Below are 14372 nucleotides of genomic sequence, written 5' to 3' on the forward strand. Positions count from 1 at the left end.
CGGCCCGCAGTCGCGGGCCGGGGACACCTCGTTCGCGTCGGGCGGTGCTCAGAAGACCAGCACCCGGTTGTCGTACTGGAGCAGCCGGTCGGCGCAGTGCCATGCGACGGCCCGGGCCAGGACGGTGCGTTCCACGTCCGCGCCGAGCCGGACCAGGGTCGCGGTGGTGTCCCGGTGCGAGGTGCGGATCACGTCCTGTTCGATGATCGGCCCCTCGTCGAGCGCGGCGGTGACGTAGTGCGCGGTGGCGCCGATCAGCTTCACCCCACGCTGCCGGGCCCGCTCGTACGGGCCGGCGCCGGGGAACGCGGGCAGGAACGAGTGGTGGATGTTGATCACCGGGACGCCGACCTTCTCCAGGAACCCGCCGCTGAGGATCTGCATGTAGCGGGCCAGCACGATCAGGTCGCACTGCCCGGCCAGCAGATCGGTGAGGGTGCCCTCGGCGGCGTCGCGGGCACCGGGCCGGACCGGTACCTCGTGGAAGGGCACGCCGAATCCGGTCACCGTGTCGCGCAGGACGGGGTGGTTCGAGGCGACCAGGGTGATGTCCGCGGCCAACTCTCCGCGTCGCCACCGCCAGAGCAGGTCCACCAGGCAGTGGTCGGCCCGCGAGGCCAGGATGGCGATCCGTTTGACCTGCCGCGCGTCGGTGAACCGCCAGTGCATGCCGAACGGCTCGCCGATGGCGGTGGCGAACTCCCCGGCCAGGCCGGCCCGCCGTGCGGGCGCGATGGTGAACTCGGTACGCAGGTAGAACTGGCCGCCGCTGGGTTCGCTGGTGTACTGGTCCAGCTCCACGATGCTGGCTCCCCGCTCGTGCAGGAACCGGGCCACGGCGGCGATGATGCCCGGCCGGTCGGGGCTGGACACGACTAGACGAAGGGTGTCGACCGACATCCGCTCTCCTCGACGATTCCGGGGCGCCCTGGACGGTGGCACCCCGACGCCGAGTCTGCCGACGCGGTCTAACGCCGATCCTGCGTCGCGCCGTTCACCCGTCGGTCGGCTCGGTGCCGCCGCGGAGCCGCAGCAGCGTCTGCGGGGTGAGGCTGCGGGCGAGGGTTTCCAGGGCGGCGGTGATCTCGGCGATCCGGGCCGGGTCGTCGGTGCCGAGGGCGGCGGCGAGCGCGCCGTCGACCGAGGCGGCCCTGATCTGGACGACCCGGTCGGAGACCTGCTGCGCGGTGTGCAGCAGCAGCCGTCGCCGGTCGTCGGGGTCGGGGGTGGCCTCGATGGCGCCGGCCTTGCGCAGGCGGGCGGCGCAGACCGACACCTTGCTCTGCGGGAAGCCCGTCCGGTCGGCGATCTCGCTGACCGAGGTGCCCGGGTGGGCCCGGATGTCGCTGGCGACGATGAGCACGGAGCGGTGCAGCGCCGGGTGGGAGTCGACCCCCTCGGTGGGGATCGCCTCCTCGCCGAGCTTCATGAGGGTGCGCCCCAGGAGGAACAACTCGATGCCGTTCACCCGTTCAGGGTACATCAGAAACGATCCATCATCCGAGATGCATCTGATACGATGCTTTTTGTCGGCGGGACCCGCCCGCCCGTCAGCGCATGGAGATGCAGATGTCCGTCACCGACACCCTCCGGACCGGCACGCTCGCCGTTCCCGGCGCCCGGCTCTACCACGAGGTCCGGGGCGGCGGCCCGCTCCTGCTGATCGGCCAGAGCGGAGAGGGTGACGCCCGCCGGACCACCGACCTGGTCGCGCAGCTCGCCGACGCGTACACCGTGGTGACCTACGACCGGCGCGGGCTGTCCCGCAGCCCGCTCACCGACCCCGACCGGCCGGTGACCCTGGTCGACCACGCGGACGACGTCCACCTCCTGCTGACCAGCCTCACCGACCGGCCGGCCGCGATGCTCGGGTGCAGCCTCGGCGCCTCGATCGGGCTGCGGCTGGCCGTCCGCTACCCCGGTCTGCTGCACACCCTCGTCGCCCACGAGCCGGTCTCCCCCCGGCTGCTGCCCGCCGCCGAGCGGGCCCGCCACGAGCGCGAACTGCTCGACGTCCAGCGACGCTACGCGGCCCGGGGGCTGACCGAGGCGATGCGGGAGATCGCCCGGGTGCTCGGCATCGACCCGGCCTGCCAGGAGGCCGAGCCCGACCTCACCCCGCAGCCGCTGACGCCGCGCCGCATCGCCAACTTCGACACGTTCATCCGAAGGGACTTCACCGCGATCGTCGGCGACGACCTGCGCCCGGAGGACCTGCCCGGCTGCGGCACCCGGATCGTCCCGGCGGTCGGTGCCCGCACCGCGCCGGAGGTCTTCGACAGGCGGTGCGCGGACCGGCTGGCCGAGCTGCTCGGGACCACGCCGGTGGTCTTCCCCGGCGGGCACAACGGCAACACCACCCACCCCCGGGGGTACGCGGCGACGCTGCGCGAGGTCCTCGCCGCGCGGGAATGACCACGCGCCGCGCGGGGCGGTGCCCGCGGCGGCGCGTCGTCGACCGGTGCCCGGCTACCGGCTCAGCCGCGACTCCACCGCTGGCTGGTCGCGCCGTTGCAGTCCCAGATCTGGGTACGGGTGCCGTTGGCCGTGCCGTTGCCCACCAGGTCCAGGCACCGGCCCGAGCCGACCGCCGTGACGGTGCCGTCGGCGTTGAAGCGCCACTTCTGGTTCGACTGGCCGTTGCAGTCCCAGATGATCACCGATGTGCCGTTGGCGGTGCCGGCGTTGTTGACGTCCAGGCACTTGCTGCCGTAGACCCGCAGCTCCTGGCTGCCGGTCGAGGTCCAGGACTGGTTCGCCTGGCCGTGACAGTCCCAGACGATGGTGGTCGCGCCGTTGGTCTGCGCCGCGCCGTTGACGTCCAGGCACCGGCCGGCGGAGACGCTGCGTACGGCGGACGTCGTGCCCGGGGGCGGCGTGGTCGGCGGGGGAGTGGTCGGGGGCGGGGTGGTCGGCGGGGGAGTACCGCCGCCGGTCACCAGGAACATCGCCGCGCCGTGTGCCGGCACCGAGGCGCTGATGGTGCCGCCCGACGTCGCGCTGCTGTGCGCCCAGAGATCCCGCACCGCGTACGACGAGGCGCTACCGAGGCCCAGCGCGCTGGCCGTGGTGGTGACCGTGGCCGTGCCGCCACCCCGGTTGAGCAGCACCGTGGCCACCGCCCCGGTGGACATCGGCTTACGCCAGACCTCCAGGTCGCCGCTGTCGCTGATCTTGTAGCCCTGCCGCCCGCCCCAGTCCTGGTCGACCGCGATGACCTCGGTGTTGGTCAGGATGGTCCGGGTGGCCGCCGACATGGAGCGCAGGTCGTTGCCGGCCAGCAGCGGCGCGTTCAACAGCGCCCAGAGGCTGAAGTGCGCCCGCGACTCGGTGTCGGTGGGTCCGTTGCCGACCTCCAGCATGTCCGGGTCGTTCCACGCGCCGGGCCGGGCGTACGAGTCCTTGCCGACCTGCTGGTCGAGGATGCCCATGATGGAGTTCCAGTTGCCGCCGATGTCGCCGGTGTTGCGCCAGGAGTTGCCCACCGACGCGCCCCAGGTCCAGACGCTCTCCTGGCCCCAGTTGCACAGGCTGTAGAGGATCTTCCGGCCGGTGGCCGCCAGCGCGTCCCGCATCGCGGTGTAGCGCTGCTGCCCGCTGCGACCGAGGTGGTCGCCGCAGTTGTCGTACTTCAGGTAGTCGACGCCCCAGGACGCCCAGAGGTTGGCGTCGCGCTGCTCGTAGTTGATGCTCGCCGGGTAGCCGGCGCAGGTGGTCGTCCCGGCCGAGGAGTAGATGCCGAGCTTCAGCCCCTTGCCGTGGACGTAGTCGGCGAGCGCCTTCATGCCGCTGGGGAACTTCGCCGGGTCGGCGACCAGGTCGCCGCTGGCGTTGCGCTGTTTGGTCGACCAGCAGTCGTCGATGTTGACGTACTCGTAGCCGGCCGCCGCCATGCCGCTTGCCACCATCGTGTCGGCGGTCTGCCGGATGAGCGTCTCGTTGACGTTGCACCCGAAGGAGTTCCAGTCGTTCCAGCCCATCTGCGGGGTGCGGGCCAGGCCGTTCTCCAACGCCTGCGCGGGCGGGGCGCTGCCGAGCACCACCGCCCCGGTGACCACCGCCGTGCCGAGGGTCGTGGCGAGCAGGGCGGGCAACAACAGGGCGACTCTTCGTCTGGACATGTGCACGCTCCTCGCCGGGGTGCAGGCCACGATCCGCAATACATCGACGTTCGCCAACGTAATTCGTCTGACATCTGACGTCAATACGCGCCCGTCGGCCGTACCTGTGCCGCCCGCGTCCGGGCCGCACCGCCTGCACGTCGGGAGGTCGGTCACCGGACGTCCGGGCTGCACACCTTCCAGTCGCCGTCCTGCCGCTCGACGTTCAGCCCCACCGTCCGGGGTGCCTGGTCCGAATAGGTGACCTCGGCGGTCACCCACCGCAGGGTCGGTCCCTCGCTCAGGCGCTGGACCGTCACGTCGGTGATCCGGAACCCGGTCACCCCGTACCCGGTCGCCGGGCGGTCCAGCCAGGCCGCCCGCGACTCGCGGCGTCGGTCGGCCGCACACAACATGTCGTACGCGCCGTTGTCGTCATGCCTGACCACTGCGGACAGGTAGGCGTCGGCGGCGGCACGGATGCCGGGCTCCTCCCTCGCGTCCTTGTGGGACAGGTAGAAGCCGGCGGTCGGGGTACCACAGCAGAGCAGCACGCCGACGCCGACGATGATGATGGCGAAACCCCGGCCGGACAGCTCCTTCTCGGCGGTCACCGCACCGACGGTACGGGCCGGCAGCAAGGTGCCCGCCGGCCCGGTCGTGACGGGTGTCCACCGTGCACCACGGCGGACACCCGTCGACGGCCCTCGTCAGGAGATCGAGGCGGGGAACCGGTCCCAGACCCGGTGCGCGGCCAGCAGGGCCTGCGCGTCGGCGAGCACGCCGGTCGGCGAGTCACCGGTCACCACGCCCGCCGCGCCTGCCACCCCGGCCAGCTCCAGCACCCGCACGCCCGCGCCCCAGCCGCCGATCACCTTGGCGTGCCGCCAGCACTCCTGCACCAGCAGCAGCACCCGGGGGTCGACGACGGTGGCGTCCGCCGCGCCCGCCTTGGCGTCGCGGGCCGGCAGCGCGTCCGGTGCCGGGGCGGGAGCCCCGGCCAGCAGCAGCGCGTCCAGCTCGACCGAGCGGCCGGTGGCGAAGGTCCGCTGCACCGTCAGGTCGCCCACCGTGCCGCCGTGCGCGGCGATCACCAGTGGCACCATGCCGGCGGCGAACACCTCCCGGCGTACCTGCTCGACGTCGTCGGTGCCGGCGTCGGCGTCGACCACGATGCCGACCGTACGACCGTCGGCCGGCCAGGTGCGGCCCACCTGGGACAGCGCCGGGCTGGGCGCGACGTCGGCCAGCGGCACGGTCGGCTCCGGCGTCGGCAGGCCCAGACCGGTGGCCACCTGCGCGCAGAGCACCGGGTCGATGTTGGCCAGGCACTGCAGCTGCCGTTCCCGGATCGCCTGGTGGTAGCACTTGCCCAACTCGAAGGTGTACGCCCGGACGATGTGCTCCCGCTCCACCGGCGACATGCTCAGCCAGAACAGCCGGGCCTGGCTGAAGTGGTCGTCGAAGGAGGCCGGGTTGGCCCGGACCTTCGGAGCCTCGGCCACGGTCACCGGCACGTCGACGAACGCGTTCTCGGCGTCCCCGGCCGGGAACGGGTTGCCCCCGTCGAGCGAGTTCGGCCGGTACGGCGCGACCCCGGCGTGCACGGCGTGCTGGTGGAACCCGTCGCGGAGCATGTCGTTCACGGGCGCGTGCGGCCGGTTGATCGGGATCTGCGAGAAGTTCGGCCCGCCGAGCCGGGTGAGCTGCGTGTCGACGTACGAGAAGAGCCGGCCCTGCAACAGCGGGTCGTTGGTGACGTCGATGCCCGGTACCAGGTGGCCGAGGTGGAAGGCGACCTGCTCGGTCTCGGCGAAGAAGTTCGTCGGCGTCCGGTTGAGCACCAGCTTCCCGACCGGCTGCACCGGCGCCAGCTCCTCCGGCACGATCTTGGTGGGGTCGAGCAGGTCGATGCCGGCGAAGGTCTCCTCCGGGGTGTCCGGGAAGACCTGCAGGCCGAGTTCCCACTCCGGGTACGCGCCGGCCTCGATGGCGTCGTAGAGGTCGCGCCGGTGGAAGTCGGGGTCGATGCCGCTGAGCAGCTGCGCCTCCTCCCACTCCAGCGAGTGCACGCCCAGCTTCGGCTTCCAGTGGAACTTCGCCAGCACCGTCGCCCCGGCGGCGTTGACCAGCCGGAAGGTGTGCACCCCGAAGCCCTCCATGGTCCGGTACGAGCGCGGGATGCCCCGGTCGGACATGTTCCACATGGTGTGGTGCTGCGCCTCGGTGTGCAGCGAGACGAAGTCCCAGAAGGTGTCGTGGGCGCTCTGCGCCTGCGGGATCTCCCGGTCGGGGTGCGGCTTGCCGGCGTGGATGATGTCCGGGAACTTGATCGCGTCCTGGATGAAGAAGACCGGCATGTTGTTGCCGACCAGGTCGAAGGTGCCCTCGTCGGTGTAGAACTTGGTGGCGAACCCCCGGGTGTCCCGCACCGTGTCGGCCGAGCCCCGGGACCCCAGGACGGTGGAGAACCGGACGAACACCGGCGTCTCCTTGCCCTTGCGCAGGAAGCCGGCCCGGGTCACCTCCTGCGCGCCGTACCCGGTGAAGACGCCGTGCGCCCCGGCGCCCCGGGCGTGCACCACCCGCTCGGGGATGCGTTCGTGGTCGAAGTGGGTGATCTTCTCGCGGAGGTGGTGGTCCTGGAGCAGCGTCGGCCCGCGTGAGCCGGCCTTCAGGGAGTGGTCGGTGTCGCGCAGCCGGGCCCCCTGCGCGGTGGTGAGGAACGCGCCCTGCTGGCCGTTGGCGACGCTCGGCGCACCGGTGGCCGCACCGGTCGGGGTGCGGGTCTCCGGTGCGCCCTGCTCCTTCTTCGGTGGCAGCGGGTCGTGCGGGGTGGTGGGTTCCTCGACGGTCGGCGGGGCGCTGCCCGGCGCTCCGGGGACCTCGGGGGTCATCAGGTGCGACACCTTCTCGGCCGCGGCGTCCACCACGTCCTTGACGACCTCGACCGGCTTACGGGATTCCATCTGGGCGGCACCTCTTCGTGGAGCGGGAACGGGTGTTCCTCCCCTACCCGGGCATCCCGGAGCAAAACACACCGGTGTCGCCGGCCACCCGTGGTGGTTCAGCGCAGCGCGCGGAGGGTGACGGCGGTGACCGCGCCGTACGCCAGGTGCGGCACCACGTCGGTGATCCAGTCGGTGGCCGACCAGGTCCGGGGATCGGTGATCCGCAGCACGGTCAGCGGGCCGTTGGAACCGATCATCGCCAGGCCGGTCAGTGCCAGGACGGAGACGCCCAGCGGCAGCCGGCGGCCACCCGCCGCCGCGTAGCCGGCCGCGGCGGCCACCGAGGTGGCGTAGCCGAGCAGCGGCCCGAGCCCGGACCGGCGGTTGGCGGCCGTGCGCTGGTCACCGAGGTCGACGTGGGTCAGATCGGCCAGCCGGCCGGCGCTGTCCTCGGCGGCGCTGCTGGCCGGCCGGGCCCGCAGCGCCATGTCGAGGTAGGTGACGGCGTTGAGGGCGGACGCGCCGGCCGCACCGGCGATCAGGGCTCTGCTGGTGGGCGTCATCCTCCCCGCCTACCCGCCTGCGCGGTGGTGACACCCACCGTCGACCGGACCCGCAACGAATCCGTGTGCGGCGCGTCCAGCGCTTCGGCCACCGGCCGGATGTCGAACCGGGTCCGATCGCCGGTGATGTCGAGTATCCGCTGGACGCGGGGCGACAGCCCACAGAGCAGGAGCCGTACCGACCGCTCCCGGAGCGTGTGCTGGACCGTCAACAGGGCGTTCACTCCCGCGGCGCAGAAGAACGTCACGCCGGTCAAATCGAGGATCAGCTGGGGCGGACCGGTTCTCGGCCGGCGGACCAGCTGGTCGACGAGTTCGGTGAGCAGGTGGGTGGTGCTCATGTCCAGCTCGCCCCGCGCGATGACGAGTCGACCCGCCCGGCATGAACTCAGGCTCAGGGTCAGCACCGGACCGGACGGCTCGGGGAGGTGGGCAGGAAGCGGCATGAGCACGTTCCCCTGTCTGGGAGCAGGGCGACGTGGGCGTGATTCACCCGAGGCTCATGTCCGAACCACCAGGCACGTTACCCCTCCTTACCACGCACTGCCACCGGAGGAACCCGGCGGAGAGGCGACGGTACGGGTACGGTCGGTGGGCCGGTGATTCTCGTACGTTGCCGTTCGGGTGGCGTCATCTCGGTGTCATCCCGAGCGAAGCTTCCGCTTCGGAGAGCCGGTAGCCGTGTCCCACGCGTCCCCGCACGATCTGGCCGACGCCTACCGGCAGCTGCTCGGCCTGCTCAGCGACAGCACCGGTCTGGACGACTTCCTGCACCAGGTGGTGATGCTCGCCGCGCGGGTGGTCACCCCGGCCGCCGCCTGCGGGCTGACCGTGCGCCGTGACGGCCACCCGGTCACCGTGACGACCAGCGACGCGTTCGCCGCCGAGGTCGACGAGTTGCAGTACGGCGCCGACGAGGGGCCGTGCCTGGAGGCGTTGTACCAGGGCCGGGTCGTCCAGGTCGACGACCTCGCCGCCGACGGGCGCTGGCCACGGTACGGGCCGCACGCCGTCGCCCGCGGCGTGACCAGCTCGTTGTCGCTGCCGTTGCAGATCGACGGGCAGACCGTGGCCGCGCTGAACCTGTATTCCGTCCGGCCTGCCTCGTTCGTCGGGGCACCACGGGAGCACGCCGCCGCCTTCGCCGAGCAGTGCGCCGCGGCGCTGACGTTGATGCTGCGCCACGCCGACCAGGCGGCGGTCCAGAAACAACTGGGCGCGGCGATGGCTTCCCGCAGCGTCATCGACCAGGCGATGGGTGTGCTCATGGCCCAGCAGCGCTGTTCCGCCAGCGAAGCCTTCGACCTGCTCCGTCGCGCCTCCCAGCACCGCAACCGCAAACTGCGGGACGTCGCCGCGGACATCATCGTCAACGTGACCGGCACGGCACCGGAATCTCCGGCGCCATTCCGGAACCCGGGAGCATAGGCGCACATCCGGAGGTTACTGGCCCTTCATCCGGGTAGGAGGCAATAACGGGCCACCCAGATGAATCGGGAGAAAAATGTTCAATCCGTTGGATCATAAAGGAATAGCACTGGAAAACCAGCTCCGTAACTGGCGGGAGCTGAACGTCGAGCCGATCGACCCGGAGGCGGTCGACCCGTACACCAGGTGCCGGATCATCACGATGAACGGCATCGAGGTCGAGGCGATCAACTTCCAGCACCAGTTCGCCCGCAACTGCCCCGACCAGGACGTCCGCCGGAAGCTCGCCTACGTGCGGTACGTGGAGAGTCAGCAGCAGCGGGTGGTGAACTGGCTGCTGCCCGGGGTGGCGAGCGTGCTGGAGACCACCCTCGGCTACGAGCAGGTGGCGGTCGACCTCACCGCCTGGGTGGCCCGCCACGAGCCGGACCCCTACCTCAGGCAGGCGTACGAGTTCGGGGTGCTGGAGGACTTCGACCACCTCTACCGCTACGCCAACCTGTACGAGATGCTGGAGCGCCGCAAGGCCGAGAAGATCGTCGACGGGTTGACCGAGGTGATGCCCGGTCGCCCACCGTGCAGGAGCACCGGCACCCGTTCGACGAGGTGCGTACCCCGTACGACCGCAACTCGGTGGACCCGCGCTCCAAGCTGCACGCGCTGACGATCCTGTCGGCCGAGCAGCAGGTGATGTTCTACTACATGAACGTCGGCCCGCAGTACATGGAGCCGATCGCCCGCCAGCTCTACCAGGAGATCAGCCTGATCGAGCAGGAACACGTCACCCACTACGAGTCGCTGGTCGACCCGGGTGAGACGTGGTGGGAGCGGCTGCTCACCCACGAGTACAACGAGTGCTGGCTGTACTACTCGTTCCTGCAGCAGGAGAGCGACGCCCGGATCAAGGCGGTCTGGGAGCTGCACCTGCAGATGGAACTGGCCCACCTCCAGCAGGCCGCCGACCTGCTGCGCCAGCACGACGGCCGGGAGCCGGAGGAGATCGTCGGCAGCGTCGGCCTGCCGGAGCCGCTGACCTTCGAACCCAACAAGGAGTACCTGCGTCACCTGCTGGCCACCCAGATCGACCTGACCAAGCTCGGCGAGGGCTACGTCACCGAGGCCCACGAACGGTTCGAGTGGATGCAGCAGCAGCTGCACGACGGCCAGCAGCCGCCCAGCGAGCAGGTCATCGACATGCACCGGGAACGCTTCGGCGACGAGTACCGCATCGAGACCGAGGGACCGCACCCCGTCGAGGGGCTGCGGACGCGGGGAGGCAGCCATGCCTGACACCGACGCCCCGGCCACCCCGGGCCCCGAACAGGACGTGGTCGACCTGCTGCTCGCCCAGCACGCCCGGATCGAACAGCTGTTCCTGCTCGTGATCGGCGGCACCGGCGACGCCCGCCGGGACGCCTTCGACGACCTGGTCAAGCTCCTCGCCGCGCACGAGACCGCCGAGGAGGAGGTCGTGCACCCGCTGGCCCGGACCCTGCCCGGCGGCGGTGGCGACGCGATGGTCGAGGACCGCCTCGACGAGGAACGCCAGGCCAAGGAGACGCTGAAGACGTTGATCGCCGGGGGTGTCGACGCCGACGGCTTCGACACCGGCATCATCCTGCTCCGCGACGCCGTGCTCACCCACGCCCGCTACGAGGAACGGTACGAGTTTCCCCAGCTGCGTCAGCACGTGCCGGCCGAACGGCTGCACAGCCTCGCCACGGCCGTCCGGGCGGCGGAGGCGACCGCGCCGACCCGCCCGCACCCGAGCGCGCAGACCGCCACCGGCAACCTGGCGGTCGGTCCCGCGTTGGCGGTCGTCGACCGGGTCCGCGACGCGCTCCGCAAACCCTCCGCGAGTTGATGACCTCGGCGGCAACCGGGGCAGGGGTGGGCGGGAGTTTCTCCCGTCCACCCCTGCGGGTCGTACCGGTCGTCGCCGGTCAGGAGACCGCCGTGGTCACCAGGTCCCGGACCCGCTTCTCCACCTCTGGGGTCCACGTCCGCAGGGCGTACGACACCGGCCACAGGTCACCGTCGTCGAGGTTGGCCGACTCCTGGAAGCCGAGGGTGCAGTACCGGTAGTTGAACTTGCCGGCGTCCTGGAAGAACACGACGATCTTGCCGTCCTCGTTCGCGTACGCGGGCATCCCGTACCAGGTCTTCGGCGACAGTTGCGGGGCCGCCGTGGTGACCGTCAGGTGCACCCGTTCGGCGAGCGTCCGGTCCGCCGGGGCCATCTGGGCGATCCGGTCCAGCACCGCCTGCATGCCGTCGGCCTTCTTGGCGCCCTTGCGCCCCTCGGCCCGCAACTCGGCGGCGCGTTCCCGCATGGCGGCGCGCTCCTCGGCGGTGAACCCGTCGCCGGCCTCCCCGGTGGTGTCGCCGTCGGACGCGGTGGTCGCTTTCTTCGTGGACACGCGGGCTCCCTCTCGCCGTGCGGGCGCGGCCTCCTGCCGGCCACCTGGGTAAAGGCTATGACCCCGCCGGGTCGCCGGCTTCTCGATTCCTGACCGGTCGCACCCGGCGGGGCCACCGGTCACAGGTCCTCGATCCGGTGGGTGGTGGAGCCGTCGGGGCGGTGCACGACCACCGTGATCCTGCCGATCTCGCCCCCCTCCGGCCCCGGCCACCACGCCGCCCACCATCCGCCCCCGGTGCTGGTGCGGATGGTCCTGCCGTCGGCGAGGACCAGGTCGACGCCGGTGACCGACGGGCCGACCAGACCAACGGCGTTGGAGTACTGGTCGCGGCCGGAGCCGACCGAACTGCGCGTCTCGAGGTTGACGGTGCCGGCGGCGGGGGGCGGCAGGGGCCCGTCCGCCAACGTCATCGCGGTCGGCGGGCCGTCGTCCACGCTCATGCACTCGATCACGCCCGAGCCGCGCCGCTGGATGAGCAGGGTGGCCACCCCCCGACGCTCGGCCAGGAGCACGTCGGAGGGGCCGACAGGTGCCGCCGGCTCGCTGCCCACCCCGCTCGCGGCGCACCGGCGGGCCTGCGGCAGGACCTGCTCGCCGGTGAGCGCGCCCGGCACCGGGGTCCACGAGGCGAAGGCCCGGTCCATCGGCCCCGGCAGCAGCGCGGGCACGGTGACCGCGCCCACCACCGCGACCGCCCCGGCGGCGACCAGGCCGACCACCCCACGCCTGGTCACCAGGCGGCGGGCCGGCGCGGGGCGGGCGGCTGGCCGGTCCGCGACGATCCGGTCGACGACCGAGGTGGCCCGTTCCCATTCGGCCGGGGTCGGTTGCACCCCACGTGCCGGGTCCAACACGGAGAGGCGTTCCAGATCCGTCATGACTGCTGCTCCTTGAAGACGGTGAGGGTGTGCGGGCGGGCGGCGGGCGGTTCCAGCGCGGCCCGCAGGCGTTCCCGGGCCCGGCCCAACCGCATGGCGAACGTCGACCGGCGGCAGCCCAGCACGGTGGCGGCCTGTGCGGCGGTCAGCCCGTCGAACGCCACCAGCGCCAGCACCTCCCGGTCGGCCGGTCGCAGGCTGCGCCAGGCCCGGTCGAGGTCGATCCGGGCGGCGGCGTCGACCATGTCGTCCCCGTACGCCGGCCCGTCCGTCGCCACCAGCCGGACGTCCAGGGCCTGTCGGCGCAACCAGCTCCGGGTGTGGTTCGCCATCGTGCGGCGGGCCACCGCGAACAGCCACGGACGGGCGTCGGCGGGGACGTCGTCGAATCGTCGCCAAGCGGTCAGGAAGACGGTCGAGACGACGTCCTCCGCCTCGCTGGGCGGGACCCGCCGCTGCACGAACCGCAGCAGGTCCGGGTACGTCGCGGCGTGCAGGGAGCGGAAGCGTCGCTCCCGTACGCCGTCATCAGCACTGCTCATGTGCGCCTTTCGGTCGGTCGTTGCACCCCCTACCTGTCCGGCGGCACCCCCACTGTCACACCCCGGTTCGGCAGCGGCCCGCCGGGAGACCGGCCGTGGACAGGCCGCCGTCGATGCGTCTAAGGTCACGGCATCCTCCGCCCGTGCACCCCCGACGAGGAGCGCCATGGGTTTCCCGGTATCCCTCGACGAGCTGCTCGGCGACGAGGTGCGACGCGACCCCTACCCGTACTACGCCCGGCTGCACGAGCTGGGGGAGGCGGTCGCCCTCGCCCCGACGGCACCGCACGCCGTGGTGGTCCACGGGTACGCCGCCGCCCAACGGGTGCTGCGTGACCCGGTCTTCCGGGTGCTCGACGCGCGGTACCTGGACCGCGCCGGCGTCCGTTGGCGCGACCACGCGGTGCTGCGGACCCTGCAGGCCAGCATGTTCAACGCCCCGGCCGAGGACCACGCGCGGGTGCGTCACCTGTTCGGCCAGGCGTTGACCGCCCGCCGGGTCGCCGCCCTGGAGCCGGCGATCGCGCGGATCACCGACGACCTGCTCGACGGGCTCGCCGAGGCGGGCGCGGGCGGTCGGCCGGTGGACTTCATGGCGGCGTTCGCCCTGCCGCTGCCCAGCGCCGTCGTCGGCGAGCTGCTCGGGGTGCCGCCCGCCGACCGGGCCTGGTTCCCGTCCCGGGTGCGGGCGTTCGACGCGGTGCTGGAGATCGGCCCGCGCTCGTTCCGGGAGATCCGGGCCGCCAACCGGGCCGCCGAGGAGCTGACCGGGTACTTCACCACGCTGCTCGCCGCCCGTCGGGCCGAACCCCGCGACGACCTCGTCTCGGCGCTGGCCAGCCTGCGTGCCGGCCGCCCCGACCAGCTCTCCGAGGCCGAGCTGCTGGCCAACCTGATCGTCACGTACAACGCGGGGTTCCGGACCACCGCCAACCTGTTCGGCAGCGGGCTGACCCTGCTCCTGGCGCGGCCCGCCGCGCTGGCCGCGTTGCGCGCCGACCCGTCCCTCGCCCCGGCGTACGTCGAGGAGATCCTGCGGTACGAGCCGCCTGTGCACTTCGCGGTGCGCTATGCCGCCGAGGACACCGAGGTCGCCGGGGTCGAGGTCCCGAGTGGACGGACGGCGCTGGTGCTGACCGGTGCGGCCAACCGGGACCCGCGCCGGTTCCCCGACCCGGACACGTTCGACCCGTCCCGGGCGGACAACCGGCACCTGGCGTTCAGCGCCGGGCCGCACTACTGCGTGGGTGCGGCGCTGGGTCGGACGGAGGGGCGGATCGCGCTGCCCCGGCTGCTCGACCGGTTCCCGGCGCTGGCGCTCGCCGCGACCCCCGGCGAGCCACGGCAACTCATGCTGCGGGGGCACGACCGGCTCGCGGTGCGGGTCGGCGAGCCGGCGGCCGATCGGCCGGACGGCACCGGCCGGGTGGACCTTGCGCAACGGGCTTGATTGAGTAAGGTCGATCAAAACGGAGCGGCTGCTCCGG

Annotated in this window: 16 protein-coding genes; 6 read left to right on the top strand and 10 right to left on the bottom strand. The window is 72.1% G+C overall.

All coding sequences use genetic code 11. The features are described from left to right. Nucleotides 1-48: 48 nt before the first annotated feature. Together purU and ACN261_RS18130 are read right to left on the bottom strand one after the other, a co-directional pair. Nucleotides 49-900 carry a formyltetrahydrofolate deformylase gene (gene purU, locus ACN261_RS18125; RefSeq protein ID WP_425851180.1) on the bottom strand — a complete coding sequence of 284 codons (852 nt, stop codon included), beginning with the start codon at nt 898-900 and terminating at the stop codon, nt 49-51. Between the two features lie 94 nt (nt 901-994). Then, nucleotides 995-1468: a MarR family winged helix-turn-helix transcriptional regulator gene (locus ACN261_RS18130; protein WP_421486545.1), complete on the bottom strand. Its 474-nt coding sequence runs from the start codon at nt 1466-1468 to the stop codon at nt 995-997. A gap of 101 nt (nt 1469-1569) precedes the next feature. Here ACN261_RS18130 and ACN261_RS18135 point away from each other — a divergent pair, with 101 nt between their 5' ends. Continuing rightward, the gene (locus tag ACN261_RS18135) at nt 1570-2415 is read left to right on the top strand and encodes an alpha/beta fold hydrolase (RefSeq protein ID WP_421486546.1); all 846 of its coding nucleotides are present in this window, start codon (nt 1570-1572) and stop codon (nt 2413-2415) included. Nucleotides 2416-2477: 62 nt separating this feature from the next. On the opposite strand, the gene ACN261_RS18140 is transcribed toward ACN261_RS18135, so the two are convergent. From ACN261_RS18140 to ACN261_RS18160, 5 genes are all read right to left on the bottom strand, one after another. After that, complete coding sequence (locus ACN261_RS18140) at nt 2478-4121, bottom strand: glycoside hydrolase family 27 protein (RefSeq protein WP_425851182.1); 1644 nt, start codon at nt 4119-4121, stop codon at nt 2478-2480. A gap of 152 nt (nt 4122-4273) precedes the next feature. Further along, a complete protein-coding gene (locus tag ACN261_RS18145) occupies nt 4274-4714 on the bottom strand; it encodes a hypothetical protein (protein WP_421486548.1) in 441 nt (146 codons plus the stop codon). Nucleotides 4715-4810: 96 nt separating this feature from the next. Then, a complete protein-coding gene (locus tag ACN261_RS18150) occupies nt 4811-7069 on the bottom strand; it encodes a catalase (protein ID WP_425851184.1) in 2259 nt (752 codons plus the stop codon). 98 nt (nt 7070-7167) lie between these two features. Further along, on the bottom strand, nt 7168-7614 hold the full coding sequence (locus tag ACN261_RS18155; protein ID WP_421486550.1) for a hypothetical protein: 447 nt from the start codon (nt 7612-7614) through the stop codon (nt 7168-7170). Then, complete coding sequence (locus tag ACN261_RS18160; protein ID WP_425851186.1) at nt 7611-8060, bottom strand: STAS domain-containing protein; 450 nt, start codon at nt 8058-8060, stop codon at nt 7611-7613. Before ACN261_RS18160 ends, ACN261_RS18155 begins: the two co-directional genes overlap by 4 nt. 235 nt (nt 8061-8295) lie before the next feature. Here ACN261_RS18160 and ACN261_RS18165 point away from each other — a divergent pair, with 235 nt between their 5' ends. From ACN261_RS18165 to ACN261_RS18180, 4 genes are all read left to right on the top strand, one after another. Beyond that, nucleotides 8296-9042: a GAF and ANTAR domain-containing protein gene (locus ACN261_RS18165; protein ID WP_425851188.1), complete on the top strand. Its 747-nt coding sequence runs from the start codon at nt 8296-8298 to the stop codon at nt 9040-9042. Nucleotides 9043-9118: 76 nt separating this feature from the next. After that, nucleotides 9119-9706, top strand: coding sequence for a hypothetical protein (locus ACN261_RS18170; RefSeq protein WP_425851190.1), 588 nt, complete (start codon nt 9119-9121; stop codon nt 9704-9706). Beyond that, nucleotides 9619-10332, top strand: a complete 714-nt coding sequence (locus ACN261_RS18175) for a hypothetical protein (protein WP_425851192.1) — start codon at nt 9619-9621, stop codon at nt 10330-10332. Before ACN261_RS18170 ends, ACN261_RS18175 begins: the two co-directional genes overlap by 88 nt. After that, a complete protein-coding gene (locus ACN261_RS18180) occupies nt 10325-10906 on the top strand; it encodes a hemerythrin domain-containing protein (protein WP_425851194.1) in 582 nt (193 codons plus the stop codon). The genes ACN261_RS18175 and ACN261_RS18180 overlap by 8 nt, the downstream gene beginning before the upstream one ends. A gap of 79 nt (nt 10907-10985) precedes the next feature. Here ACN261_RS18180 and ACN261_RS18185 read toward each other — a convergent pair whose 3' ends face one another. From ACN261_RS18185 to ACN261_RS18195, 3 genes are all read right to left on the bottom strand, one after another. Beyond that, a complete protein-coding gene (locus ACN261_RS18185) occupies nt 10986-11462 on the bottom strand; it encodes an iron chaperone (RefSeq protein WP_377682801.1) in 477 nt (158 codons plus the stop codon). Nucleotides 11463-11581: 119 nt separating this feature from the next. Further along, entirely contained in the window at nt 11582-12343 is a 762-nt protein-coding gene (locus tag ACN261_RS18190) for a hypothetical protein (protein WP_421486555.1), read from the bottom strand. After that, nucleotides 12340-12885, bottom strand: coding sequence for an RNA polymerase sigma factor (locus ACN261_RS18195; protein WP_421486556.1), 546 nt, complete (start codon nt 12883-12885; stop codon nt 12340-12342). Before ACN261_RS18195 ends, ACN261_RS18190 begins: the two co-directional genes overlap by 4 nt. Nucleotides 12886-13051: 166 nt before the next feature. Between ACN261_RS18195 and ACN261_RS18200 the strand changes: the two genes are divergently transcribed. Beyond that, entirely contained in the window at nt 13052-14335 is a 1284-nt protein-coding gene (locus tag ACN261_RS18200) for a cytochrome P450 (protein WP_421486557.1), read from the top strand. Nucleotides 14336-14372 lie beyond the last annotated feature (37 nt).

It is taken from the genome of Micromonospora sp. WMMD723 (assembly GCF_049863385.1).
Taxonomy (GTDB): Bacteria; Actinomycetota; Actinomycetes; order Mycobacteriales; family Micromonosporaceae; genus Micromonospora; species Micromonospora wenchangensis.